Raw genomic sequence first — 25,192 nt, forward strand, 5'->3', positions numbered from 1 at the left:
TCGGCGCCGCGCCCCGGGATGGTTCGCTGCCCGGCAACGTGCTGTCAGCCACCGGCCACCACTGCCGCCCGCACGCACAGCACGTCCGGCAGGTGGGCCGCCACCTCGGTGAACGTCTCCCCCTCATCCGTACTGGCGTAAACGGCGCCGCCGCGGGTGCCGAAGTAGACGCCCGCGGGCTCCGCTGTGTCCACGGAGGCAGCATCCCGCAGGACGCTGTTGTACTCACCGGTTGGCAGCCCGTTGCTGAGCCTCTTCCAGGTGCCGCCGGCGTCATCCGTCCGGTGGACGGCCAGCTCACCGTTGGGCGGGATACGCTCGCCGTCGGCCTTGAGCGGCACAACCCAGGCGGTACCTTCCCGGCGGGGGTGGGTCAGCATCACGAATCCGAAGTCGGCGGGCAGCCCCTCCGCAATGGAGTTCCAAGTCTCGGCGTTGTCATCCGTGCGGTAGACGCCGTGATGGTTTTGCGCATAGAGGCGGCCGTCGACGGCGGCGTCCGCAGCTATCTTGTGCACGCACTGGCCGAATTCAGGGTTCGGGTCCGGCATGAAGTACGCCGAAATGCCCCGGTTCCGCGCCTCCCAGGAGGTGCCGCCGTCGAGCGAGCGGTAGACGCCGCCGGTGCTCATGGCCACGTGCACGGTTTCGCGGGCGGGGTGGACCACGATGGAGTGGGCGGCGGCGCCACCGTAGCCCGCGCCCCATTCGCTGCGGTGGGGGTGGTCCCACAGGCCGCGGTTAAGTTCAAAGTGTTCCCCGCCGTCCGTGGACTTCCACACAGAGATGGGCTCCGCTCCTGCCCAAACGACGCCCGGCCGGGACTCTGCATCCGGATAGATCTGCCAGATCCGCTCCAGTGCGGCGCCGGTGTCTTCCGGGAACCTGATGGCGCCCTGCTCGGGCTCGGACCACGTGGCGCCAAGGTCATCCGAGTGGGCCACAGTCGGCCCCCAATGCTCGTTCCGCACCCCGACCATGATCCGGGTGCGGCCGTTCCGGGTGTCGACCCCAATGCTGGGAATCTCGCTCATCAGGAAATGCGGGCCAGTAAAGGACCATTCACGCCGGTCCTGGCTGGTGGCGAGCCACAGGCCCTTCTTTGTCCCAATGGCTAAGAGAAAGCTCTCTTCGGTTGTCATGCCCACCATGCAACCACCGCCCCGGGCACCCCGCAACGGTTTTCTTGGTTGGAGGGCCAGCCGCGGCGGCTGCTAGTCCACGAACTCCGACTGGGTTTCGATGAAGTCCCAGTCCGCCGCCGTCAGGACAGCCGCGGGGTTGTCCGGATGTGGTCCACCGGCCTCCGCGATGCCTTGCAGCACCGGAAGCGGAAGCTCCTCAGCCCGAAGGTTCTCCCGAAGCCATTCCTTGCTCGCAAGATCCAGGTCCAGCCACCACATGAAAATCTCCATGCCTCCACGCCCTTTCGTCGCCTGGTTCAACGGTAGGCGCGCGCACGTCGGGCTTCAAGGTATTGCGGCGGCACCAAGTGGTGCGTCCATTTTTTGAGGTACCGGCAAGTAACCCGGCCACCGGGAGTAAGCGAAAGACGAGTACCCCCTACTCGCGACCGGCAACAGGGCCCCACCCTAGCCTGAAAACTCAAGCAAGCTGACCGTGCCGCTGGGGCATTCGGCGCATTCGCTGGTCCTCCCCCGCCATGGTCCGTTTCACATCGAGCACTGGGGAGAATCACCATGAAACGAGCCATCACAACGTTAGGGGTACTGGGCCTGGCGGCGTTTGCCGTCGCGGCTCCGGCCGTAGCTGACCGCGGATCGGACGACGACAAGATCGCCATCTGCCACGCCGGTTCGGGCTCCAACTCCGGGCACTTCACCATGAACATGGTTGCCCTCCCAGGACTGAACGGCCATGACAACCACCCCGCGGACATCATCCCGCCGAACGACGGGTTGAAATACGGACAGAACTGGGACGATGCCGGGAGGGCAATCCATGGCAACGGATGCGTCATCCTGCCGGTCGTGGATAAACCCGTGGACAACCCGCCAGTCGCGCACCCACCCGTCGACAACCCGCCAGTCGTGCACCCACCCGTCGACAACCCGCCAGTCGTGCACCCACCCGTCGACAACCCGCCAGTCGTGCACCCACCCGTCGACAACCCGCCAGTCGAAATCCCACCCGTCAACCCTCCTGCGGTCCAACTGCCCGTCGTGGTGCCGGAACAGCCGGGGACCGTCCAACCGCAGGTACGCGCCCCACAGCGGGCAGCAGCGGCCCCCGTTGCCAAAGCCACTGCGGCCTCGAGCCTGGGAACCAACCAGGGCTACAACGCACAGACTGCCGTGGGCGGCCCGGACAGCGCACCCTCCTGGCTGGCGGGCCTGGGCGCACTGCTTGCAGCGGCGGCGGCAGTAGCGTTTCGGCGCAAGTCCCGCACGCTGCCCCTGGCTGGCTGACGCCGGCTGAGCCGCAAGACGCGGCCACCTGACAGGAAGGCGTCCCGCCAGTGCCCGGCGGGGCGCCTTCCTCCCTGCCACGTTGCAAGTGTTAAGGAGCAGCATGTCCAAGAACCACAGCCGGCACGCGGCCCCAAAAGACCGCAGGCGGCCGCGCTGGAACCGGGGCGACCTGGCCATTCTCCTGTGCGGCGTCCTTGCCTTTTTGTCCATCACATTCGGGGCCCCGTTGTTCCATCAGGCGCAACTTACAGCCGGTGGAAGCGGGACCGCCATCGAAGCAATCCCCTCCCCCATCCATTCCGCCCAACCTGCACCGACAGCCGTAACGGGTACACCTGAAGGAAGAAAGTCAGCCCCGGCGGATCGCCCTGGGCCACTCGTCCCGGCTCCCGTCCTTCCGGCAGCGGCGCAACCGGTACGGATCCGGTATGCGTCTGCCGCCTTCGATGTACCCGTGCATGCGTTGGCATTGGACGGCGCCGCGCAGGCGAGCCAGACGATCGTGCCACCGGCCACCAAGGACGGTTACTGGCTGACCCCGTTCGGAACACCGGGGCACGCCTCCACCAACACCACGTACGTCATCGGGCACAGCTGGGAGGGGGCCGATGCGCCCTTCAACCAGCTGAGTTCAGCAGCCACCGTTGGTGACCTCTTTGAAGTGGACACCACTAGCGGCACCATCACCTACGAAGTGGAAAGCGTGACGACGTACCTAAAGTCGAGCCTGAAAGACAGCCCCATCTGGGATATCGTGCCCAACCGGCTGGTACTGATCAGTTGCTATACCGAAGATCCCTGGGGCAAAAACGTGGTGGTTACGGCTTCGCCTGCCACCCCCTGACCATCCCTGGCGGAATGCCGCTGTTCAAGACGGTTCACCGAGGCTGAAAATAGACTATGTCAGAACACATGCGCGGTACTTCTCCCCTCCTGGTAGGCGTAGCCCCCAAGCAGCATCCGGAGGTCCTGCAAACCGCCGCCGACCTCGCTGCGAAACTGGGTACCCGCTTGCTTTGTGCCTACGTCGATGAGGCCAGCTACCTGGTGGAATGGGACCCGGCACGGTCCGCCCACAGGCTCTCCCTCCACCCTGACGCTGATGCGGAGAACATCGGCGGCGTGACGATGGAGCTTAAGGCTGCGATCGAAGCTGCGGTCGCCCAAGTGCCGCCCGGCACCGCGGCTGCGGAATGGACTCTTCAAACCCTCACGGGCGACCCTGCCCGTGCCCTCGCCCAGCTGGCCGCCGAAACCGACGCACCGATGATTATCGTGGGCACCTCCGAGCGCGGATTCTCCCACCGCCTTGCGGAAGCACTCAGCGGATCGGTAGGCGCTTGGCTCACGCACCACCAGAGCAGGCCGGTACTCATCGTCCCGTACCGGATGGCCGCCCACGAGGACCGGCCGTGACCTGCGAAAAGCCCTCCCGGAGGCCCGGAAATTAAGGCAAAGAAAGTAAAGCGAAAGTAGTTATTCCGGGTGCTGGCATCGTGGACTACCAGCCAGTAAGCTGATTCAAGCAGGCCGGTTCCACAGACGTGGAAGCCAGGTTTGCCCAAAAGCTGCTCCGGAGTGCGTATCCCCCAATAACGCACTCCGGAGCTTTTTTGTGTCCAGAATCGGCACCCCCTCCCGTTCCCATACCCCCTGGGGGTACCTTGCAGGGATACCCCCACGGGGTATATTCTGAATCCATGAGCGCAACTGATGAAGCATTCAGGGAAACTGCCGCGGAGCCGGCAGTACCGGACCAGACGGCAGCGGAGCACGGCTACACCGGGAACAAGGATGCCTACCTCCGCAGACTCAAGCGCATCGAAGGCCAGGTGCGGGGCATCGCGCGCATGGTGGATGAGGACAAGTACTGCATCGACATCCTCACCCAGGTATCCGCCGTCACCAAGGCGCTGCACGCCGTCAGCCTGGGACTTGTCGAAGAGCACATCGGCCACTGCGTGGTAGGCGCCGCCTCTGAACCGAACCCCGAACTTCGCGCAGAGGCCATCGACGCGAAGGTCAAGGAAGCAGCCGACGCCATCGGCCGGCTCCTCCGGTAGGAGCCCACCCCGCCCGAATGCCGCCAAGCGCCACCATCAAAGCCTTCCCAACAACAAGGAGCAGCACATGAGCACCATATCTCCCACCACAACCACCGTCAGCGTTTCAGGAATGACCTGCGGGCACTGTGTCTCGGCAGTCAGCGAAGAACTCGAGGCCCTCGAGGGCGTAGAGGCAGTGGACGTCGAGCTCAACGCCGGCGGCATTTCCACCGTGACCATCACCTCGACCAAAGAACTGCCACCTTCGGAAATCGGCGAAGCCGTAGCGGAGGCCGGTTACCTGGTCGTCGCCAACGAAGCCTAGTCCACCAACGTGGGGAGCCGCATGAGCAACCAGGAACTTCTTCACCAGCCCGAAACCCGGGTGGTGGAACTCGACATCGAGGGCATGACCTGCGCCTCCTGCGTCAACCGGGTGGAAAAGAAGCTCGGCAAGCTCGACGGCGTGCAGGCCCTGGTCAACCTGCCCCTGGAATCCGCTTACGTCACAGTGCCGGCAGGAATCACCGATGAGCAACTGGTAGAAACCGTCAACGCAGCCGGATACAAAGCAAAGGTCCACGAGGCCGCTCCGGTGGTGGAGCCCGACCCCGTCGCTGACGGCACCGGGATGACCGATGATGGTGCAACCGGTGCCGCCGCCCGGCTTCGCCCGCGCCTCATCCTCGCCGCAGCCTTTACGGTGCCGGTGTTCCTGATGTCCATGGTCCCCGCTTTCCAGTTCCCGCAGTGGGGTTGGGTGGTGGCCATCCTTGCCCTGCCGGTGGTTACCTGGTCAGCATGGCCGTTCCACCGGGCAGCGGCCATCAACGCCCGCCACTTCGCCTCCACCATGGACACACTCGTGTCCATTGGCGTGGCCGCGGCGTACCTTTTCTCGGCCTGGCAGCTGTTCTCGGATCCCCTGATGACCCAGCACCCGGGCATGGAGGGAATGGAGCCTGGCGGTCTTTACTTTGAGGTCGCAGCAGTCGTCACCACGTTCCTGCTTCTTGGCCGGTACCTGGAGGCCAACGCCAAGCAAAAGGCCGGCGACGCCCTGCACGCCCTCCTCAGCCTCGGCGCGAAGGACGCCACGATTCTGCGCGACGGCACCGAACAGCGGATCCCCGCCGAACGGCTCCAAGTAGGCGACGTCCTGGTAGTCCGGCCAGGCGAAAAGATCGCCACCGACGGCGTGGTGGCCGAAGGGGCCTCGGCTGTGGACGCCTCTCTGGTCACAGGCGAATCAGTACCGGTAGAGGTAGGCCCTGGCAGCCGCGTCACCGGCGCGACCATCAACACCTCCGGCCGCCTGCTGGTCAGGGCCACCCGGGTGGGTTCGGAGACCACGCTCGCCCAAATGGCGCGGCTTGTCTCCCAGGCGCAGACGGGCAAGGCCCCGATTGCCCGCCTCGCGGACCGGATCAGCGCCGTGTTCGTTCCGGTGGTCCTGGCAATCGCCGCTCTCACCTTCGTCCTCTGGCTGCTCTTTGCAGGAGCGGAAGACGGAGGCCTGCGTTCGGCTTTTACCGCAGCCGTCGCCGTCCTGGTGATCGCCTGCCCCTGCGCGCTGGGTCTCGCCACCCCCGTCGGCCTGCTCACGGGGACCGGCAGGGGCGCCCAGCTGGGCATCCTGATCAAGGGCCCGCAGGTCCTGGAGGATACGCGCACCGTGGACACCATTCTGCTGGACAAGACCGGCACCGTCACCACCGGCATGCTGGCAGTGGAGTCCACGTTTGCTTTCGAAGGGTTCGCGGAGCGCGAGGTGTTGCGGTTGGCCGGCGCTGTGGAAGCGGCTTCCGAGCACCCTATCGCCCGCGCCATTGCGGCGGCGGCAGTAGCCAGGGAAGCGGAGGCAGCCACTCAAGCAGCACCCGACGGCGCGCGGTTGCCGTCCGTGCGAAACTTCCGTTCCGCTCCGGGCGGCGGTGTCACCGGAACCGTCGAAGGCCGGCTGGTAACCGCGGGACGCACCGGCTGGCTGCAGGAAAACGGCATCGCCATAACGCAGGAGCAGCTGAAGGTGCTTGCAGCAGCGGAAGCCGCGGGCTCCACCGCCATCTGGCTTGCCGTGGACGGTACCACTGCCGGAATCATCAACCTTAGGGACACCATCAAGGAAGGTTCTGCGGCCGCGGTAGGACGGATGAAGGCCTTGGGCCTGCGGCCCCTTCTGTTGACCGGTGACAACGCTGCCGTAGCTGCCCAGGTGGCTGCCGCCGTCGGCATTGATCCCGCGGACGTCTACGCCGGAGTCCTGCCCGAGGGCAAGGTGGACGTGGTGCGCGCGCTGCAGGCCAGCGGTGCCACCGTGGCCATGGCCGGGGACGGCGTCAATGATGCTGCTGCGCTTGCCCAGGCCGACCTCGGCATTGCCATGGGATCCGGCACCGACGTTGCCATCGAGGCTGCCGATCTCACCGTCATGGGCAATGATCTTTCGCAGGTGGTGCAGGCCATCGAACTGTCCCGCAGGACGCTGGCCACCATCAAGACCAACCTGTTCTGGGCGTTCTTCTACAACGCCGTGGGCATCCCGGTGGCAGGCTTGGGGCTGCTCAACCCGATGATCGCCGGCGCCGCGATGGCGGCGAGCTCGGTCCTGGTGGTTGCCAACTCGCTGCGGCTGCGGAGCTTCGGAAAGAAGGCCTAGGGCGCACCCTGAGCCGAGGCCTCAGGCGGCGCCGTAGCGCACTGTGGCACGCGCCTTGGCCTTGGCGGCCTCCGTTTCCCGGTCCTTGGGCGGGGCCTGCGACACCAGCGAGTCCAGGAGATGCTGGGTGATGTGGGCAATCTCGTGGACCGCCTCCTCAAAGGCTTCCTGGTTGGCCTTGGACGGCTTGGTGCTTCCGCTGACTTTGCGCACATACTGCAAAGCTGCGGCGTGCACTTCCTCCGAGGTGGCGTGCGGTTCGAAGTTGTGGAGGGTTCGGATATTCCGGCACATACAGCCATGCTAGGCTCTGGAGCGCCTGGGATCGACCCCTCCGCAAAGGGTTTGCACGCCCGCTTCCATGGGAGCGCGGCATGGGCAGGGGTGCCCATCGACACTGTTTTGAGGGGCGGGGTAGGTTTTAGGCAATGGATCTTCCGGATGAGCCGGGGGGCCGCTGGGGATGCCGACCTTATTCGGATCCACTTTTCTTACAAGGAGAAACTGATGGCTATTTGGGGTGCAGACGTTCAGCAGCTTCGTCAGCTGGGCAGCAAGCTTCAGGCAGGTGCGTCCGAGATCGAGATGCAGAAGTCCACTCTCACCAAGGTCCTGAGCAGCACCAACTGGGAGGGCCCCGACGCTGACAAGTTCCGCAACGAGTGGTCCGGAACCCACACCACCATGCTGACCAAGGTGGCGGAAGCACTTAAGGAAGCCGGCGACAAGGCCAAGCGCAACGCCGAAGAGCAGGACCAGGCTTCACGCTAGTCCCGCAGCCGTGCAGGTCTCCGTAGGAGCCGCAGCACTGCCGGGGGCCCGGACACTGTCGAGAGTGTCCGGGCCCCAGGCATTTAAGAATCGGGGATGTGAAGGCGACGTTGACCCCAGTCGATGGGCGCGCCTAAAGGGACGGGTTCGACGTCGTTCGCGTGGTCGAGGGGGGACGCCGCCCTGGGTGCTTCCGGCCCACCCACCCGGGCAGCAGGGAGGCCGGGGCCCCGCAGTTCGTCGAGCCGGACCAGGATGACGCCGCCCACGATCAGCGCGCCGCCCAGGAGCTGGACGGCGCCCGGGAGTTCGCCCAGCAGCAGCCACGCCCACACCACGGCAAATAGGACCTCGGTCAGCGAAACGAAAGACGCCACCTTCGAACCCAGGGCCCGGGCGGCCATAATGCCGGACACGTACGCCAGCACCGTGGCCAGGACCACCAGCCCGGCCAGCGAAACCCACCACGGAGCCACCCACGGGCCGAGTCTGGTGTCGGCCGTGCTGAAGGCCATGGGCAGCAGGCCGGTGGCCGCCGCCAGCCACATGACGGCTGCCCCCACCAGGAGTCCGCCGGACGCCAGGACGATCGGCGGAAGTGAGTCGTTCTCCTTGGCGGTGATGAAGAAATAGATGGCAAGGCACACTGCCGCTGCCATGCCCCAGAGGACCCCCACGAGGTCGATTTTCACCGCACCCGTGAGGTCCAGGACCAGGACCAGGCCGGCGAGGGAAAGCAACGTTCCGCCGAAGGTCAGCACCCGTGGCCGCTTCCGGCTGGCCGCCCAGAGCCAGAGCACAATGATCACCGGAGCGAGGTACTCGAGCAGGAGTGCCACGCCCACGGACAGCCGGGCAACGGCGTTGAAGTAGAACAACTGGCAGGCCGCAACGCCGATCAGGCCGAACAGAAGGATGGTGATCCAGTTGTCCCGGAGCTGGTGCCAGCGGCCGCGCAGGGCGGGAACCGCAGGAATGGCGAGGATCAGGGCAGCGCCGGTGAGCCGGGCAGTGACAGCAGCCCCCGGGGACCATCCTGTTTCCAGCAAGGCCTTGGCAAAGGACCCGGAGAGGCCAAAAACGGCGGACGAAAACAGTGCAATGCCGAGGCCGGAGGCGAGGAAGCTGCGTTTTTCTGCGGGCACCCTCAGTCCGGGGGTGCGATCGCTTGCGGCAGACATCGCTGCCTCCTGTCAGGAGTAAAGTGGGGTTATGGTCATGACACTACGGGACACCTCTGTAAGGAGTCAAGATGGTTTTTGCCCCTGACACTGAGGTGGCTCTGCGCAGCGTGGTAAATCTGGTCAACTCGGCGGCCAACGGAAGCGAGGGACTGGCCACCGCGGAGGACCTGGACCGCTTCCTGGCAGCGGAAGGATTCAGCGGATCGCGCGCCCGTGATGACGACGAACTGGTGAGCGTACGCCGGCTGCGCCAGCAGCTGGCCGCGCTGTGGAACGCGGACGAAGATTCTGCAGTGGAGACCATCAACCGCCTGCTAAGGGAAGCCCGGGCCCTGCCGCAGCTGGTGAAGCACGACGACTGGGACTGGCACCTTCATGCCACCACTCCCGAGGCCCCGCTGGTAGACCGCATGAGCACGGAAGCGGCCATGGCCCTGGCGGACGTGATCCGCGGCAAGGAGATGGACCGGATGCGGATCTGCGAGGCGGAGGATTGCGATGCTGCGGTGCTGGACCTCAGCAGGAACCGGTCGAAGCGGTACTGCGATACCGGCAACTGCGCCAACCGTGCGCACGTTGCCGCGTACCGGGCACGCCAGGCGGCAACAGGTTAGCTGCCTAGCGCTGGCCCGGGTTGCCGGATTCGTCAGGGGAGGCCGGGTCCTGCGGACCCGGGGCACCGAAGCCGTGTGATTTTTTCGGGGCCGAGCTGAGGTTCACGCCCGACCCCTTGCCCAGGTAATCGGCGTTGTCCTTGTGACTCATGGAGAGCATCGCGGCAATCACCAGGGTAACGATGAAGGCAATGCCGGCAGCGGTGAAGGCCAGATCGAAGCGTGGGGCACGCGCGCTGCCGCCGGATGCGAAAATCACGACCGCGACGAAGGCGATCACGGCCCAGAATGCGGAGAACATCAGCGGGCCCTTCACCGAGGTCCGCATCTTGCGCGGATTTCCTGGTTGCTGGTCTGCCACGGTGATTCCTCCCTGCAGGCGGCGCGCCGGCCGGCCTGGGTTAATGTCTTTCGGTAGTACGCCCGGCTATCTTCTACGAGAAGTAGAACCGGACATCTCCTAGTTTACGGGTTCGCCGCTGCAGTGCGGGCATCGTGCCGGATGGTCAGCCCGGCAAGGGCCCAGAGTACGCCGGAGATGATGGCCCCGCCGCCGGCAACGCCCAGCAGCGCATGCGCCCCGAGGCTGATAAAAAAGGGCAGGATCATCGCCGTGCCGAGGCCAATAATTCCCGAGGCGATCCAGTCCCTGGCCAGCACGTGCCGGCCGCGGAATGCCAGCCCGCAGTACAGCTCCAGCGCTCCCGCCACACCCAGACCAAGGGCGGCAATCACACCAAACAGCAGGTCCCCGTGCAGCACTACCAGCGCAAACCCCGCGCCGGCCAGCACGGAGCCGGCGGCGGAAAGCATTTTGCCCGTCCTGCTGTCCCGCTGGAATCCTGTTGCCGGAATACCCCACATCAGCAGCAGCCCGGTTGCCAGCAGGTAGAGCCCGCCGGACCAGCCCATAACCTCCACGGACGGCGTTGCCCAGAAGATGGTCACCGCCCCAAAAACCAGCGCCGCCGCAGAACGGAGCAGCACCGGCTTCCACAGGTCAGCCGTGGGAGCCGTTCCGGAAGCAGTACCTGCGGGTGTTCTCGGTTGGGTCACCGGTCCAGTTTAGTGGGGCCCGGGGCTACGGCGAACCCAGCACCATCCAATGGTCCGACCGCGCGCGGGCGCCGAGCGTGAGGGCACGCGCCGCCATGTAGCCCAGGGCAAAGGCTGCCCACAGCCAGCCGAGGCCTGCCGCGCCCCCTACCCCTGACAGCGCCACGGCAACCAGAAGTGGCGCGTACACGGCCAGGTTGACCACCCCTGCGAGCGCCAGGTACTTGGCGTCACCGGCGCCGATCAATACCCCGTCCAGCACAAAGACATAACCCGCTATTGGCTGGCCGGCGGCAAGGATCAACAGGGCGACGGCCAAAACTTTGTGCACGTCAGGATCGGAGGTAAAGAGGGCGCCGGCCCAAGGCGCGGCCACCGCCAGCAGCACGCCGGTGACGGCTCCGAACCCAAGCCCCCAGCGGGTCATGGTCCTGGTCAGGAGCCGTGCCTTTGCAGGGTTGGCGGCACCGAGCTCCTTGCCGATCAACGCCTGCGCGGCAATGGCGAGGGCATCCAGGGCGAAGGCCAGGAACGAAAAGATGGTCATGGCCAGTTGATGGGCCGCGAGGTTGACCGGCCCCTGCCCGGTCACCACCACGACCGTCGCCAGGATGGCCACCCGCAGGCTGAGCGTGCGCAGCATCAGCCAGGACCCCACCCGCGTCATGCTCCGAATGCCACGCCAGCTTGGCAGGAGGCTGACGCCGTTGCGCCGGGCGTTGCGCTTCACCATCACCAGGTAGACGGCCGCCATGGCCCACTGGGCCACGCTGGTGCCTACGGCGGAACCCGTGACGGACCAGCCCAGGCCGTAGACCAGCCACAGGTTCAGGACGATATTCAGTGCGAACCCGGCGGTGGCCACCACCAGGGGCGTCCGCGTGTCCTGCAGGCCGCGGAGCAGTCCCGTGCCGGCAAAAATGAGCAGCATGGCCACCAGCCCCGGCATGGACCAGCGGAGGTAGTCGACGGCGAAAGTGCGCACCTCGCCCTCCGCCCCCAGCAGTCCGATCAACGGGTCTGCGGCCAGGAAACCGGCCACGGCGAGGACGGTACCGAGCAGCAGTGCCAGCCAGACGCCGTCGCGCCCGGCCGCCAGGGCCTTGCCCAGCTGGCCGTCTCCGATGGCGCGGGCCACGGCGGGGGTGGTGGAATAGGCCAGGAAGACCATCAGGCCGACGGCGGTGTGGAGCACTGCCGATGCCAGTCCGACGCCCGCGAGCTGCGCTACGCCAAGGTGGCCGACGATGGCCGAATCAGCCAGCAGGAACAGGGGTTCGGCGACGAGCGCACCGAAAGCCGGCACGGCCAGCCGGAGGATTTCGCGGGTATGTCCCTTCGGTGGCGCGGCCGCCGCCGGGGCAGGTAAATGGGGCACCCAGCCAGCTTAATGCGCCTTCCGCCTATGACCACGAGCGCATGACAAAGGCCACATTGTGACGCAATTGGTTGACTCTTCAACTATTTGCAGGAAGACTTAAGTCCCATGAACCAGTCACGACTTACCACCACCGCCATCACCGCCCTCCGGATTGTCCTCGGCTTCCTCTTTGCAGCCCACGGCTGGCAGAAGTTTAACGAATGGACCATCGCAGGCACCCAGGCGTCATTTGCCAAGATGGGAGTCCCGGCAGCGGAAATCGCTGCGCCCGCCATCGCCGTACTGGAACTGGCCGGCGGAATCGCCCTGATCCTTGGCATTCTGACCCGCGTGGTTGCAGCACTCCTTGCCCTGGACATGCTGGGCGCCATGTTCCTGGTCCACGCCTCTGCCGGCGTTTTCGCCGCGAACGGCGGCTATGAACTGGTCCTGCTCCTTGCCGCAGCAGCGTTCGCCCTGGCCCTCACCGGTGCCGGCCGCCTCTCCGTGGACCGAGCCCTCTTTGGCCGAGGCAACTCAACCCTGGCCGTCCTGGCCTAACCACCTACGTCCGGCTTAGCCGGGAAACGCGCGACGGCGGATGGGCACCCAGGTGCGCATCCGCCGTCGCGCGTTAACCGCTGAACGTTGGACGGACGGGGGCGGCACTTACCGCCGGGCCGGCTCGTGGCGTCGAACAACCGGAACATCCGGCACCAGAAAGTCACGGGAAAGATGGGAAAACGCTTGCCAGGGTACCGGCCGGGCTGATAAACCAATGAGTGCTGCAGTGAGAGCTGCACCACTTCATCCCAGGTCTCAGCCCCATCGCCGGCCACCCCCGGCCTACCCTTAGCTTCACTTGCGCTGCCACCGCTGCGCGTTTTGCTTTGAATCGTTCCAACCTTCCTGGGTACCGCTTTGCCATCGCTCATCGAAGGAGATGTCCGTGAACACACCCCCGCAAATGCCTCCACTTTCCAAGGAAGCTCCGCCGCCCCGCCAGCACAGGCTCCCGGCCGCAGCGAAAGCAGTCACAGCCGCCGTGGCCTCCGCTGCCATCGCTTTTACCGGGCTTCCGGCAGCTCACGCGGATACCGCCCTGCCCCCGGTGGGAAGCGGCTTCAAATTTGACTTTGGCCCCGGCTCCACGGCAGACGGCTACACGGCCGTAGCCGCCGGCACCCAGTATTCGGCCGGCACCAAGTTCGGCTTCACGGATACCGCCGTTACCTCCGGCGTTGACCGCGGCACGGGCGATCCGTTGCGGTCCGACTTTGTCCAGGCCCAGGGGAGCTCGTTCCTGGTGGACCTGCCCAACGGGGACTACACCGTTAAGCTCATCGCCGGCGACGCGTCGGAAGCCACCAACATCGCCATCACAGCCGAGAAGATGGCCAAGGTCCAGGCAACGGACAAGCCCGCCGGCCAGTATCTGGAGATGGAATTCCCCATCTCCCTGGTGGATGGGCAGCTCAACCTGGACTTCATCGGTACCGCGGCCAAGATCAATTCCCTGGTCATCGCGGCCCGTGCTCCGCGCACCGCCACCACTGACCCCGGCGTCTACCTTGCGGGCGACTCCACGATGCAGACCTACGATCCAGGTTTCGCTCCCCAAGCGGGCTGGGGCCAGATGATCGACCGGTATTTCGACGACAGCGTCTCCTTCAAGAACCACGCCATCGGCGGCCGGAGCTCCAAGAACTTCATCAGCCAGGGACGGCTGGACGAAATCCTGCGCGTCATCAATCCAGGCGACTACCTGATGGTCCAGTTCGGCCACAACGATGCCACCGTCGGCGTCGATGACCGCTACGCCTCCCCGGCCGACTACAAGGAATACCTCCGGACGTACGTCAACGGCGCCCGCCAGCGCGGTGCCACCCCCGTCCTGGTCACCCCCGTGGGACGCCGGGACTACGACGAAGCCACCGGCAAGTTCCGGGTCAGCTTCCCGGAGTACGTGGCCAAGATGCAGGAACTGGCCGCTGAGGAGAAAGTGGCGCTGGTTGACCTCTCCGCCTCGAGCCGCGCCTACTACGACACAATCGGCCCGGAGGACACCAAGTCGGTCTTCCTCCACGTCGATGCCGGCGTCTACCCCAACCGCCCCACCGGCACGGTGGACAACACCCACTTCCAGGAGTACGGCGCCATCCAGATCGCGCGCCTGGTTGCCGGCGGGGTCAAACAGCTCAGCGTTCCGCTGGCCTCGCGCGTCAAGGAGGTCGCGCCGCCGTCGTCCGTTCCTGCCACGCCGCAGGGACTGGTGGCCGGAAGCGTCTCCAACGCGGGGGCACTTTTGAAGTGGCAGCCCGTCGAAGGCGCGGACATCTACAAGGTGTACCGCAAGCTGGCCTCCGAGCCGAACAGCGCCTGGAAGCTCACCACCACTTCAACTGTCCCCACCGCCAACCTGGGCGGACTGGCCGAAGGTACCGCCTACAACGTCCGGGTCGCCGCCATGAACGGCAAGGGACTTTCCGAACCCAGCGACACCCTCAACGTGACCACCAAGCAGGCGACATACAAGTTCGACTTTGGACCCGTGGGGGCACCGCTTGAAGCCGGCTATACCGAAGTCAACCGGACCATGGCGTACACCCCGCAGCGGGGCTTCGGCTTCAAGGACATCTCAGTGCTCAGCGACCGGGACCGGGGAGCGGTGACCAGCAACCTGCTGCGCGACTTCGTCCTCAGCAGCTCCAGCTTCGACTTCCAACTCGACGTTCCCAACGGCACCTACGCCCTGAAGACGTACCACAGCGACTGGATCGGTTCCACGCGGACGGACGTCGCCGCCGAGGGCACTCCCTTCGGCCAGGTGTCTTCCAGCCGGGCATCCTCGGCAACCAAGATCATCAACCAGGTCCTGGTCTCCGACGGACAGCTGAACCTGTCCATCAGCGGTTCAGGTCAGCGGCTCAACGGCCTGGAGGTTACCCCGCTGCTGGTGGGACCCACCAACCTGCACACGGCTGCGGTCAACGCCGCTGCAGAACCGCCTACCGTGGACCTCGCCTGGGATGCGGTGGCAGACGCCGCCACCTACAAGGTATTCCGCCAGGCATCCTTTGAAGCTGAGCCGCAGCTGATCGCCGAAAACGTGACGGCAGCGTTCTTCCAGGACACCACTGCCTTCGCCGGCCTGAAGTACAAGTACTTCGTCACCGCGCTGGACAACACGGGACTTGAATCGGTGCCCTCAAACACTGTGGAGACCGCCCTGGTGGATCCCAATACGCCAGTCCCGGCGGCCACCAGCAAGGTGGACGTGAAGGCTGTCGAGAAGACCAGTGTCACGCTCAAGTGGCAGAAAGTCTCCGGCGCTGCCGCGTACCAGGTCTACCGGTCCACCTCACCCGACGGCCCCTTTGACTACGTGGGCCGTGCCACCGAGGTGAACTACACCGACTACACCGTGCTGACCACCATCAAGTATTACTACCGCGTTACCACCGTGAGCAAGGGCGGCGAGTCCGTGCCCTCCCCCGTGGTGGGAACGGAAAAGGTCACCGTGGTGAACCGGCAAATGGAGCAGCTGGACCGCGCCCCCGTGGCCCTGCTGACCGGTGACGGCGTCCGGGTGGGCTGGCGCATGCTGGGCCTGGACCCTGAGCAAGTAGGTTTCCATGTAATCCGGGACGGCGTCCAGCTGACGGACGAGCCGATCCGCAGCAGCACCACCTACCTGGATCCCGCTGGAACAGCGTCCTCCAAGTACGTCATCAAGACCGTGGGCAACGGCGGGGACCAGCTCACCGCCGAGTTCATGCCGCTGGCACAGGACTACCTGGCCATCAAGCTGGACAAGCCCGCCGACGACTATACCAAGGACGGCCAGCCCTACAGCTACTCCGCGGGAGACTCCAGCGTGGCGGACCTGGATGGCGACGGGACCTACGAAGTCATCCAGATGTGGTCACCGTCCAACTCCAAGGACAACTCGCAGGCAGGCTACACCGGCACCGTCTACGTGGACGCCTACAAGATGGACGGCACCAGGCTCTGGCGCATCAACATGGGGCCGAACATCCGTGCCGGTGCCCACTACACCCAGCTCCTCGCCTATGACTTCGACGGCGACGGCAAGGGTGAGGTGGCCATGAAGACGGCCGACGGCACCCGGGACGCTGCCGGCACAGCGATTGGCAACCCCAGCGCCGATCACCGCAACAGCACCGGCTACGTGCTGACCGGTGATGAATTCCTGACAGTGTTCCACGGTGCCACCGGCACCGTGATGGATACGGTGAAGTACGATCCTCCCCGCGGCGACGTGGGGGCCTGGGGCGACACCTACGGCAACCGCGTGGACCGTTTCCTCGGCGCTGTGGCGTACCTGGACGGCGAGCACCCCTCAATGATGTTCAGCCGCGGCTACTACACCCGTGCCGTGCTTGCAACGTACGACCTGGTGGGCGGCAAAATCGTGAAGCGCTGGGTGTTTGATTCGGACGCTGCGGGGGCGCAGTACCGCGGCCAGGGCAACCACAACCTGTCCGTCGCTGACGTTGATGCCGACGGCAAGGACGAATTCGTCTTCGGGTCCATGACCATCGACGACAACGGCAAACCGCTGTACAACACCGGCCTCGGCCACGGGGACGCCATCCACACCAGCGACCTCGATCCGTCCCGCCCGGGGCTGGAGACGTTCGCCGCTCACGAGGACATGGGTTCCAGCGGCAACAAGGGTGCAACGTTCCGGGATTCACGGACCGGTGAAGTGCTGTGGAGCATTCCTGCCACCAAGGACACCGGACGCGCCGCAGCCGGAGACATCGACCCCCGCCACGCGGGTGCTGAAGGCTGGGCCATCGGCGGCGACGCCGCCTGGAACTCCCCTGTCGGTGAGCTCCGCTCAGCCAAGGGCCAGCTGATTGCGAACAAGATTCCGGCAGCCAACTTCCTGGCTTGGTGGGACGGCGACCTGCTGCGCGAAATCGTGGACCATGACTGGAACGCCGCCACCAACACGGGCACTCCCAGCATCGCCAAGTGGAACTGGGAGACGGAGTCCAGCGACAGGCTGCTGACAGCGACCGGTGCCAAGACCAACAACAGCACCAAGGGGAACCCGGCCATCCAGGCGGATCTCCTGGGTGACTGGCGGGAGGAACTGGCGTGGCCGTCGGCCGACAGCACGGAGCTGCGGATCTACACCACCTCCGCAGCCACGGATGTCCGGCTCCGCACCCTGATGCATGATCCGGTGTACCGGCTCTCGGTTGCGCGCGAGAACATCGCCTACAACCAGCCGCCGCACCCCGGCTTCTTCATTGGAGAAGGCATGGAGCTTCCTGCCCAGCCGGACATTATGTACACCCGCGCCGGCTAAGTCGCCGCGATCGCACTGAGCTGGTCAAGCTGTGCCCCGTCCGCCCTTCGGCGGGCGGGGCATTGCTGTTTGGTTCAAATGTTGCATGCCCAACCGATGGGTAACCAGTGGCGTCAGTAAGATCGCACCATGACTGAGACCGGTACTCCCAGCTCCGTGACCCTCCGCTTCCTTGCCGCCCCCATGGACGTGGGCCACAGCGGTTCCGTAGACGCGGGAACGGTCCTTGAGTGGGTGGACAAGGCTGCCTACGCTGCCGCCGTGGGCTGGGCAAAGTCCTACTGCGTCACGGCCTATGTGGGGAACATCCACTTCGCCGATCCCGTGAACAGTGGAGACATGGTGGAAGTGGAAGCGACCATCGTCTACACGGGGCGTTCGTCCATGCACATCCGGACCGTGGTGTCCTCGGGGGATCCGAAGGGCGGCCCGGCCACCATGCGCAGCCAGTGCATGGTCATCTTTGTGGCGGTTGGCGAGGACGGAAAACCGATCCCGGTGAAGCAGTTCGAGCCGGTGACGGCTGAGGAGATTGAGCAGCGCGACCATGCCCTTGCCCGCATCAAAATCCGCGAGCAGATCGTCGAAGCCATGAACCGCCAGGAATATACGGATGCGGGCACTGCCGAGCGGGTAACGCTGCGGTTCATGGCCGCTCCCACGGACGTGAACTGGGGTGGAAAAGTTCACGGCGGCATCGTGATGAAGTGGATTGACGAGGCCGCCTACGTCTGCGCGTCCCGCTACTGCGGGATGGACACCGTGGCCGTGTTTTCCGGTGGAGTCCGGTTCTACCGCCCGCTGCTGATCGGCCATGTGGTCGAGGTGGAAGCCCGCCTGGTGTACACGGGGACGAAGGGCATGCACATCGCCGTCCATGTCCGCTCCGGCGATCCCAAGGGCGGCGAATTGAACCTCACCACCTACTGCCTCACCGTGATGGTGGCGCGTGACGCCGACGGAAATTCCGTGCCCGTTCCACCCTGGGTGCCCGCCAGCGAAGAGGACAAGAGGCTCCACGCCCATGCCCGCGAACTGCTGGAAATCAGGGGCACTGCGCCGGGGAACCGGCTGCCGAACCATCTGCTGGCGCAGGGCTGAAGACCAGCGTCCAAAAGTCCTGCAGGACGCCCCTGGAGGGAGCACGCCAGCCTAGAAGCCTCCGCCGCCGGCGTCGGCCGCCATGTTGGCGAAGCGGGAGTAGTGGCCCTGGAAGGCCACCACGATGTCCTTGGTGGGGCCGTTACGGTGCTTGGCCACCAGGATGTCGGCCTCACCCGCACGCGGTGATTCCTTGTCATAGACGTCCTCGCGGTGGAGCAGGATCACCATGTCCGCGTCCTGCTCAATGGAGCCGGATTCACGGAGGTCCGACACCATAGGCCGCTTGTCCGAGCGCTGCTCCGACCCACGGTTCAGCTGCGACAGGGCGATCACGGGAACCTGCAGTTCCTTGGCCAGCAGCTTCAGGGCACGGGAAAACTCGGAGACTTCCTGCTGGCGGGACTCCACCTTCTTGCCGGAACTCATCAACTGCAGGTAGTCGAGGATGACGAGCTTGAGATCGTGCTGCTGCTTCAGCCGGCGGCACTTGGCGCGGATTTCCATCAGGGACATGTTGGGGCTGTCGTCGATGAACAGCGGGGCATCGTTCATGCGGCCCATAGTGGTGGCGATCTTGGACCACTGCTCGTCCTTGATGGTGCCCTTGCGGAGATCCTGCAGCCCGATGGTGGCCTCGGCCGAGAGGAGGCGCATGGCGATCTCGTTCCGGCCCATTTCGAGCGAGAACATAACAGTAGCCAGATTGTTTTTGATGGCGGCGGAGCGGGCAAAGTCCAGGGCGAAGGTGGATTTACCCACGGCGGGACGGGCGGCGATAACGATCATCTGGCCCGGGTGGAGCCCGTGCGTGAGCTCGTCGAGTTCAAAAAAACCGGTGGGCACACCGGTCATGCCCTCGCCGCGGTGGCCGGACGCCTCAATCTCGTCCACGGTGGACTCCATGACGTCCTTGAGCACTACGTAATCCTCGGCTGTGCGCCGCTCGGCTACGGCGTATACCTCCGCCTGGGCCTGGTTCACCAGGTCCTCCACCTCGCCGTCCGAGCCGTAGCCCAGCTGAACGATCTTGGTGCCAGCAGTCACCAGACGCCGGAGCACGGCCCGTTCGGCAACGATCTCGGCGTAATACCCCGCGTTGGCCGCGGTGGGAACGGTCTGGATCAGCTCATGCAGGTAGGCAGGCCCGCCAATCCGGTTGATCTCCGCGCGCTTGGTGAGCTCGTCGGAGACCGTGACGGCGTCAGCGGGCTCGCCGCGGCCGTAGAGGTCAATGATGGCTTCATAGATGGTTTCGTGTGCAGGCCGGTAGAAGTCCTGGCCACGGAGGATTTCAACAACATCGGCAATGGCGTCCTTGGACAACATCATTCCGCCGAGGACCGATTGTTCGGCGGGGATGTCCTGCGGAGGCTTCCGGCTCACGTCCGATCCGCGGGTGGCCTCGATCGGGTCCAGATGCGCTACTGACAAAGCTGCCGTCCTCCACTGTGTACCGGGGACCGAAGTCCCCGGGGCTAACCATCCTGCTAAAGGCATCGCGCCGCAGACGCTGCGCTCAGCCACCTGTCCAGGTTTACCGGCGGGGTCTGACAATCCTGCGCACCCGCGGGTGCGCGGGCCTTCGCCGGAGTTATCCCCACTATCCACAGGTTTTCCACATTTGGCCGTCCCTGCAGGTTGCAGCGGTCCGCCCCGTACCGTTTCACCGTCCTTTTGAGAGCCGTCCCGGGCGGCGAAGAACAGGTACCCCGCTACGCTAGCCGCCAGGAGTTCAGCGTCAAAGCCAGCATGCCCCGGAGGGTGTGGATAACCTGTGCAGTACCGGGCATAGCTTGTGCACAGCCTGTGGGGAAAGCTGTGGAAACTAAAAAACTTTGACGCACCTTAGGCGTCTGACCTGCGGAAACGCGCCGCCCAGCATGTGGAGCAAATATTTCTTTTGCGGAAATTCATCCACAGCCTGCGCGGGAGCGCGGGCAGGGAGAGGTGCACGGGGAGGGGCCGCCGGATACTGCGGGCGCCCCATGTGGGGGGCATCATATTCCGCCCTGCCGATTTGACCCGGCACCCTCGCCGCCTCTATGCACGCTGCCGAATATTGCTGTGGATAACCCGGATCTGGCATAAGCTCTATGCATGGGCGAACTACTGCTGATGCTGTTGCCTGCAATTGTTTTGGTGGCGCTCATCTGGGGTCTTTTCACAGCCCTGAGCCCGCGGGATTCCGGGATGTCCGACGCCGAAAGATACCAGCGCGACCTGGCGGAGCGTTCGGCGCAGCACTACGCAGCCCAGGTCGAGGCTGCCACCGCCGCCCGCGCCAGGCTGGAACGGAATACGATGCCCAGCCAGAATACCGCCCAGGCAAAGCAATCAGATCTGGCTGCTGCCAGGAAGCACATAGAACGGCTTTAAACAATGGAATCGCTTGTGGCCCCTGTCCTTATCCTCCTGGCAGTCATTGCGGGAGTAACGCTGGCTGCCCGCGCCATCAGCAGACGGAAGACCGCCCGCAGCGCTGAGCCGGCGGAACCGGCCGTTACGCCCGCTGAGCTGGCGCGCACGGCCGCTGGCAAACTTTCCGAAGAGGAGCACCGCAGGCTCTATGCCTTGATCGCACAGGGCCAGGCCATGGCGGCCATTAAGCTGTACTACGAGATCACGGGGGAGGGCCTGCGGGCGTCCCGCGACGCTGTCGGGGCGCTGGCAGCCCACCCCCAGCCGTACCGGGGAACAGAGGCGCCCGCTTCCCCCGTTGAAGACGACGAGGACGAAGAACCGGAGCGCTTCCCCTACCGCTACCGGGCAATTGCCAGCAAGGGCGATGTGACCCGGGAAGTCAGCAGCAACATGCTCAATGACGAGATCTACGGAAGGATCCGCACGCTGGCCCGGAGCGGCGATACGGAAGCTGCGGCCGCCGCCCTGACCCGGCACTCGGACATTAACCTGAAGCAGGCGAGGGAGTTCATCGAACTACTGGACGACTGACCTGCGCGGTGTCGGCCTTCCATGCGAGATGCGTTCCGGGTGGGCCGGGCTAGAAGTCGAACATCTCTCCCAGCCAGCCTTCCTTTTTCTTATGACGCCGCCGGTCACCGTCCCGGTCATAGTCCTGCTTGCCGTACCGGCGGTCGTCGTGGCCGTGCTGCTCCCGGCGCGGTTCAAAGTTGGGATACAGGGGCGGGGGTACTACAGCGGGAGTTGGCATCGATGGACGTGCCGGGGCCGGGCCGGGCAGGGAATCTGCTGCCCGGTCCAGGATCTTGTCCAGTTCCCCGCGGTCGAGCCACACCCCCCGGCATTGGGGGCAGTAGTCGATCTCCACCCCGCTGCGCTCGGTCATCAACAGTTCCACTGAATCCACAGGACATTTCATGTCCACACAACGTCCCGGGCCGCCCGAAAGTTCGGTGCGGCGGTCTTATCGGGCGCCCGAGATGCCTGCCAACAGCTGCTCAAAAGGCAGGGACTCCATCGGGGCGGGCTTCCGGCCCGGCTGCGGTCCTTCAAGCAGTCGCGTAAATTCGCCGGCGGCCCGGTCGATGCGCTCGGCAAGGCCTGAGCCGCCGTCGTCCGCAGTGCCCCAGTCCTGGGGGCCGGCGAAGACGCCGGTAGCTGCTATCCGCGTGCGAAGGTAGCTGAACAATGGACGAAGGGCGTAGTCGAGGACCATCTGGTGACGGTCCGTGCCACCGGTGGCACCCAGCAGGACAGCCTTGCCGTCCAGTGACTTGGGGTCCAGGACGTCGATGAATGACTTGAAGAGGCCACTGTAGGACGCGCTGAAGACGGGCGTCACAGCAATGATGCCGTCCGAGGCTTCCACGCCCGCAATCACCTCAGCGAGGCGGAGGGCGGCGTAGCCGGTCACAAAGTTGTTGGCGATGTCCACAGCAAGGTCGCGAAGTTCCACGACGTCCACCTGCACGCTGAAGCCTGCCGCGTTGAGCTGCCGCTCGGCGGAGGCGGCCAGCTGGTCCGCCAGCAGGCGGCTCGACGACGGTACGCCTAGTCCGGCGGAAAGGACTGTGATGCGGCGGGTCTCCATGGCATTCTCCTGTTGCTTGTTCATTGATCATACATGCGTTTGCATCTATCACCTGAACGGAGGCAGCTCTCCAGGTATTCCCGCTTGCGGGCTTACAACACCACTGATCCCCGAATGCAGGTGGTGGAATGTCCGCCTACCCAAATGTCGCCGTCTTCAGCCTTGATGTGAAGCCGGCCGGCGCGGCCGAGCACAGTCCCCTGCGCGGCCACGTAGTCTTCCGGGGCCCTGTTGCTGCTCATGAGCCAGTGCGCCACTCCGGCGTTGAAACTGCCCGTGACGGGGTCCTCTATGATGGCGTCACCGGGAAGGAACGTCCGCACTTCAAAGTCCGCATCGGCTCCTGGATTGCGGGCTCCGACCACTCCCACCTTCAACCCGCCCATCGCAGCGAAATCCGGCTGGACCGCCAGCACCTGTTCAGCAGACCCGAGCAGCACGCCGATCCACTCGGGACCGTTAACCAGCCAGGAAGCGTCAAGGATTTCGGATTCGGGAAGGCGCAGGCCGGCCGCCAGCTGGGCCCGAAGGGTGTCCTCCACGGGGCCAAAGCGGGTAAGCGGCGGCGCCGCGAAGGCCAGCCGGCCGGCGTCGTGCTTAACGCGGACCAAACCGGCGCCGCACTCCTGGACCACGAAGCCGTCAGTCTTTGGCACACCTCCCGCTTGCAGCCAGGCGTGCGCCGAGCCAAGTGTCGGATGCCCGGCGAACGGAAACTCCTCGCTGCCCGTGAATATCCGCACGCGGTAGTCGGCCCGGGGATCTGTTGGGGGCAGCAGGAACGTGGTTTCGGAAAGGTTGGTCCAGTGGGCGAACTGCTGCATCTGTTCCGCGGACAGTCCCTCGGCGTCAAGAACGACGGCGAGGGGGTTGCCGCGGTACGGCTCACGGGAGAAGACATCAACCTGGTGGAAGGGGCGGCTGCGCTGGGATGGTGAGGTCACCGGTGCAGGCTATCACCGGGTGCTGGCAGGCAGGCGGCCGACGTGCTCGCCGGGACGGTGCGGACGGGCTACCACCACGTGATGGCGGAGCCAGCCCCTAGCGTTTCTTGGGCAGACGAAAGACCCCCGCCGCCGGAGCCCGGCGACGGGGGTCATTCTGCAGTTAAAACTACTTGCCTGCCACTACGTCGAGTTCGATCACAGCAGCAACGTCGTCGTGCAGACGGACGTTGGCCTGGTAGGAACCAACCGACTTGATGTGTGCCGGCAGTTCAACCTTGCGCTTGTCGATGCGGCCAAGGCCAGCGGCCTCAACAGCATCAGCCACGTCGGCCTGCTTGACGGTGCCGAACAGGCGTCCGGTCTCGCCAGCCTTGACAACGAGCTTGACCGGCTTGGCGGAGAGTGCCGAGGCCTGCTTCTGAGCGTCTTCCAGGGAAGCGTGCTCGCGGGCGGCGCGGGCAGCCTTGATGGACTCAACCTGCTTCTCGCCACCCTTCGACCAGGTCAGGGCGAAGTTGCGGGGGAGCAGGTAGTTACGTGCGTAACCGTCCTTGACCTCTACAACATCGCCAGCAGCACCGAGACCGGTTACTTCGTGGGTCAGAATGAGCTTTGCCATGTTAGTTAATCCCTTCCTTAGCCGCGGCCAGCGCCGGAGTAAGGCAGCAGGGCAACTTCGCGGGCGTTCTTGATTGCCTGTGCGATCTTGCGCTGTTCCTGCACCGTGACGCCAGTGACGCGACGGGCGCGGATCTTTCCGCGGTCGGAGATGAACTTGCGCAGCAATGCTACGTCCTTGTAGTCGATGACAGTGATGTCAGCGGCCTTCAAGGGGTTGGACTTTGGTTTGGGCTTACGGAGTTCAGCCTTAGCCATCGTGGAGCTCCTAATCTAGGGAGCCCGTGGATGTTGATCCACGGGATGGTGGTGGTCCGACGGCGGCAGTCACCTTGGTGCCTTGCGGCTCCTCCGGTGGTCCCGGCGTCGGGCCTTTATTGGTTGTTAGAAGGGAGGTTCGGAATCGGGGCCGTTGCCCCAGCCGCCTGCATTGGAGACACCGGGCGTAGCCCAAGGATCATCCTGTGCAGCCTGCTGGTTGCCGCCGCCCCAGCCTCCACCGGAGTTGCCGCCCTGGTTCCCACCAGAGTTGCCTCCTCCGAAGCCACCGCCGCTGTTGCCGCCGCCAAAGCCACCCTGGGCGCCGCTTCCGGCACCCCCAGCGCCGGAGCGCTGGGTACGGTTGACCTTGGCATTGGCGTAGCGCAGGCTGGGGCCGATTTCATCGACTTCCAGCTCAATAACGGTGCGCTTTTCGCCTTCTTTGGTTTCGTAGGAACGGCTCTTCAGGCGCCCGGTAACAATCACGCGCATTCCCTTGGTGAGGGACTCGGCGACGTTCTCGGCCGCTTCACGCCACACAGCGGCGCGGAGGAACAGGGTTTCCCCGTCCTTCCACTCGTTGGACTGGCGATCAAAGGTGCGGGGGGTGGAAGCGATGGTGAAGTTCGCTACTGCCGAACCGGACGGTGTGAACCGCAATTCCGGGTCATTGGTGAGATTACCGATGACCGTAATGGTGGTCTCGCCTGCCATCTACTGCCTCCTTGTTCGATCCTGGGTGAAGAGTGCGTTTCCTGCGGGGTAAAGAATGAAGATGGGGCTGA

Annotated in this window: 27 protein-coding genes; 13 read left to right on the forward strand and 14 right to left on the reverse strand. The window is 65.0% G+C overall.

Going from position 1 to position 25,192, the window contains the following annotated elements; genetic code table 11:
* Positions 1-44: 44 nt before the first annotated feature.
* Together M1D32_RS19695 and M1D32_RS19700 are read right to left on the reverse strand one after the other, a co-directional pair.
* Complete coding sequence (locus M1D32_RS19695) at positions 45-1,151, reverse strand: WD40/YVTN/BNR-like repeat-containing protein (protein WP_458780279.1); 1,107 nt, start codon at positions 1,149-1,151, stop codon at positions 45-47.
* A gap of 63 nt (positions 1,152-1,214) precedes the next feature.
* Positions 1,215-1,415: a hypothetical protein gene (locus M1D32_RS19700; protein WP_458780280.1), complete on the reverse strand. Its 201-nt coding sequence runs from the start codon at positions 1,413-1,415 to the stop codon at positions 1,215-1,217.
* Positions 1,416-1,700: 285 nt separating this feature from the next.
* Between M1D32_RS19700 and M1D32_RS19705 the strand changes: the two genes are divergently transcribed.
* From M1D32_RS19705 to M1D32_RS19730, 6 genes are all read left to right on the forward strand, one after another.
* Positions 1,701-2,429, forward strand: coding sequence for a hypothetical protein (locus tag M1D32_RS19705; RefSeq protein ID WP_458780281.1), 729 nt, complete (start codon positions 1,701-1,703; stop codon positions 2,427-2,429).
* A 103-nt stretch (positions 2,430-2,532) separates the two neighbouring features.
* Entirely contained in the window at positions 2,533-3,276 is a 744-nt protein-coding gene (locus M1D32_RS19710; protein WP_458780282.1) for a class F sortase, read from the forward strand.
* A 56-nt stretch (positions 3,277-3,332) separates the two neighbouring features.
* On the forward strand, positions 3,333-3,848 hold the full coding sequence (locus M1D32_RS19715) for a universal stress protein (protein WP_458780283.1): 516 nt from the start codon (positions 3,333-3,335) through the stop codon (positions 3,846-3,848).
* 284 nt (positions 3,849-4,132) lie between these two features.
* Positions 4,133-4,495 (forward strand): metal-sensitive transcriptional regulator, encoded by a 363-nt coding sequence (locus M1D32_RS19720; RefSeq protein ID WP_458780284.1) that lies wholly within the window; start codon positions 4,133-4,135, stop codon positions 4,493-4,495.
* A 67-nt stretch (positions 4,496-4,562) separates the two neighbouring features.
* Positions 4,563-4,802: a heavy-metal-associated domain-containing protein gene (locus M1D32_RS19725; protein WP_458780285.1), complete on the forward strand. Its 240-nt coding sequence runs from the start codon at positions 4,563-4,565 to the stop codon at positions 4,800-4,802.
* Between the two features lie 21 nt (positions 4,803-4,823).
* Positions 4,824-7,136 (forward strand): heavy metal translocating P-type ATPase, encoded by a 2,313-nt coding sequence (locus M1D32_RS19730; protein ID WP_458780286.1) that lies wholly within the window; start codon positions 4,824-4,826, stop codon positions 7,134-7,136.
* Positions 7,137-7,157: 21 nt separating this feature from the next.
* Here M1D32_RS19730 and M1D32_RS19735 read toward each other — a convergent pair whose 3' ends face one another.
* The gene (locus M1D32_RS19735; RefSeq protein WP_458780287.1) at positions 7,158-7,430 is read right to left on the reverse strand and encodes a DUF2277 domain-containing protein; all 273 of its coding nucleotides are present in this window, start codon (positions 7,428-7,430) and stop codon (positions 7,158-7,160) included.
* 213 nt (positions 7,431-7,643) lie between these two features.
* Here M1D32_RS19735 and M1D32_RS19740 point away from each other — a divergent pair, with 213 nt between their 5' ends.
* Positions 7,644-7,907, forward strand: a complete 264-nt coding sequence (locus M1D32_RS19740) for a WXG100 family type VII secretion target (RefSeq protein ID WP_458780288.1) — start codon at positions 7,644-7,646, stop codon at positions 7,905-7,907.
* Positions 7,908-7,990: 83 nt separating this feature from the next.
* Here the strand turns inward: M1D32_RS19740 and M1D32_RS19745 are convergent, their stop codons facing one another.
* The gene (locus M1D32_RS19745; RefSeq protein WP_458780289.1) at positions 7,991-9,088 is read right to left on the reverse strand and encodes an EamA family transporter; all 1,098 of its coding nucleotides are present in this window, start codon (positions 9,086-9,088) and stop codon (positions 7,991-7,993) included.
* Between the two features lie 71 nt (positions 9,089-9,159).
* On the opposite strand from M1D32_RS19745, the gene M1D32_RS19750 reads away from it, so the two are divergent.
* Positions 9,160-9,705 carry a CGNR zinc finger domain-containing protein gene (locus M1D32_RS19750; protein WP_458780290.1) on the forward strand — a complete coding sequence of 182 codons (546 nt, stop codon included), beginning with the start codon at positions 9,160-9,162 and terminating at the stop codon, positions 9,703-9,705.
* 4 nt (positions 9,706-9,709) lie between these two features.
* Here M1D32_RS19750 and M1D32_RS19755 read toward each other — a convergent pair whose 3' ends face one another.
* From M1D32_RS19755 to M1D32_RS19765, 3 genes are all read right to left on the reverse strand, one after another.
* Positions 9,710-10,066 (reverse strand): hypothetical protein, encoded by a 357-nt coding sequence (locus M1D32_RS19755; protein WP_458780291.1) that lies wholly within the window; start codon positions 10,064-10,066, stop codon positions 9,710-9,712.
* 104 nt (positions 10,067-10,170) lie between these two features.
* Complete coding sequence (locus M1D32_RS19760) at positions 10,171-10,761, reverse strand: hypothetical protein (protein WP_458780292.1); 591 nt, start codon at positions 10,759-10,761, stop codon at positions 10,171-10,173.
* A 25-nt stretch (positions 10,762-10,786) separates the two neighbouring features.
* On the reverse strand, positions 10,787-12,139 hold the full coding sequence (locus M1D32_RS19765) for an MATE family efflux transporter (RefSeq protein ID WP_458780293.1): 1,353 nt from the start codon (positions 12,137-12,139) through the stop codon (positions 10,787-10,789).
* Between the two features lie 108 nt (positions 12,140-12,247).
* Here M1D32_RS19765 and M1D32_RS19770 point away from each other — a divergent pair, with 108 nt between their 5' ends.
* From M1D32_RS19770 to M1D32_RS19780, 3 genes are all read left to right on the forward strand, one after another.
* The gene (locus M1D32_RS19770; RefSeq protein ID WP_458780294.1) at positions 12,248-12,682 is read left to right on the forward strand and encodes a DoxX family protein; all 435 of its coding nucleotides are present in this window, start codon (positions 12,248-12,250) and stop codon (positions 12,680-12,682) included.
* 382 nt (positions 12,683-13,064) lie between these two features.
* Entirely contained in the window at positions 13,065-17,465 is a 4,401-nt protein-coding gene (locus M1D32_RS19775; RefSeq protein WP_458780295.1) for a rhamnogalacturonan lyase family protein, read from the forward strand.
* 129 nt (positions 17,466-17,594) lie between these two features.
* Positions 17,595-18,566 carry an acyl-CoA thioesterase gene (locus tag M1D32_RS19780; protein ID WP_458780296.1) on the forward strand — a complete coding sequence of 324 codons (972 nt, stop codon included), beginning with the start codon at positions 17,595-17,597 and terminating at the stop codon, positions 18,564-18,566.
* Positions 18,567-18,617: 51 nt separating this feature from the next.
* Here the strand turns inward: M1D32_RS19780 and dnaB are convergent, their stop codons facing one another.
* On the reverse strand, positions 18,618-20,000 hold the full coding sequence (gene dnaB / locus M1D32_RS19785; RefSeq protein WP_458780297.1) for a replicative DNA helicase: 1,383 nt from the start codon (positions 19,998-20,000) through the stop codon (positions 18,618-18,620).
* Positions 20,001-20,666: 666 nt separating this feature from the next.
* Between dnaB and M1D32_RS19790 the strand changes: the two genes are divergently transcribed.
* Together M1D32_RS19790 and M1D32_RS19795 are read left to right on the forward strand one after the other, a co-directional pair.
* Complete coding sequence (locus M1D32_RS19790; RefSeq protein WP_458780298.1) at positions 20,667-20,945, forward strand: hypothetical protein; 279 nt, start codon at positions 20,667-20,669, stop codon at positions 20,943-20,945.
* Positions 20,946-20,948: 3 nt separating this feature from the next.
* Positions 20,949-21,521 (forward strand): hypothetical protein, encoded by a 573-nt coding sequence (locus M1D32_RS19795; RefSeq protein WP_458780299.1) that lies wholly within the window; start codon positions 20,949-20,951, stop codon positions 21,519-21,521.
* A gap of 49 nt (positions 21,522-21,570) precedes the next feature.
* On the opposite strand, the gene M1D32_RS19800 is transcribed toward M1D32_RS19795, so the two are convergent.
* The 6 genes from M1D32_RS19800 to M1D32_RS19825 form a co-directional block, all read right to left on the reverse strand.
* Positions 21,571-21,876 carry a TFIIB-type zinc ribbon-containing protein gene (locus M1D32_RS19800; RefSeq protein ID WP_458780300.1) on the reverse strand — a complete coding sequence of 102 codons (306 nt, stop codon included), beginning with the start codon at positions 21,874-21,876 and terminating at the stop codon, positions 21,571-21,573.
* A gap of 78 nt (positions 21,877-21,954) precedes the next feature.
* Positions 21,955-22,581, reverse strand: a complete 627-nt coding sequence (locus M1D32_RS19805) for an FMN reductase (protein WP_458782243.1) — start codon at positions 22,579-22,581, stop codon at positions 21,955-21,957.
* Between the two features lie 92 nt (positions 22,582-22,673).
* Complete coding sequence (locus tag M1D32_RS19810; RefSeq protein WP_458780301.1) at positions 22,674-23,525, reverse strand: PhzF family phenazine biosynthesis protein; 852 nt, start codon at positions 23,523-23,525, stop codon at positions 22,674-22,676.
* Between the two features lie 169 nt (positions 23,526-23,694).
* The gene (gene rplI, locus M1D32_RS19815) at positions 23,695-24,147 is read right to left on the reverse strand and encodes a 50S ribosomal protein L9 (protein ID WP_458780302.1); all 453 of its coding nucleotides are present in this window, start codon (positions 24,145-24,147) and stop codon (positions 23,695-23,697) included.
* A 17-nt stretch (positions 24,148-24,164) separates the two neighbouring features.
* A complete protein-coding gene (gene rpsR, locus M1D32_RS19820; RefSeq protein ID WP_003800144.1) occupies positions 24,165-24,404 on the reverse strand; it encodes a 30S ribosomal protein S18 in 240 nt (79 codons plus the stop codon).
* A gap of 126 nt (positions 24,405-24,530) precedes the next feature.
* Positions 24,531-25,121: a single-stranded DNA-binding protein gene (locus M1D32_RS19825; RefSeq protein ID WP_066272611.1), complete on the reverse strand. Its 591-nt coding sequence runs from the start codon at positions 25,119-25,121 to the stop codon at positions 24,531-24,533.
* Between the last annotated feature and the right edge of the window lie 71 nt (positions 25,122-25,192).

This window comes from Arthrobacter sp. D3-16 (assembly GCF_054408515.1).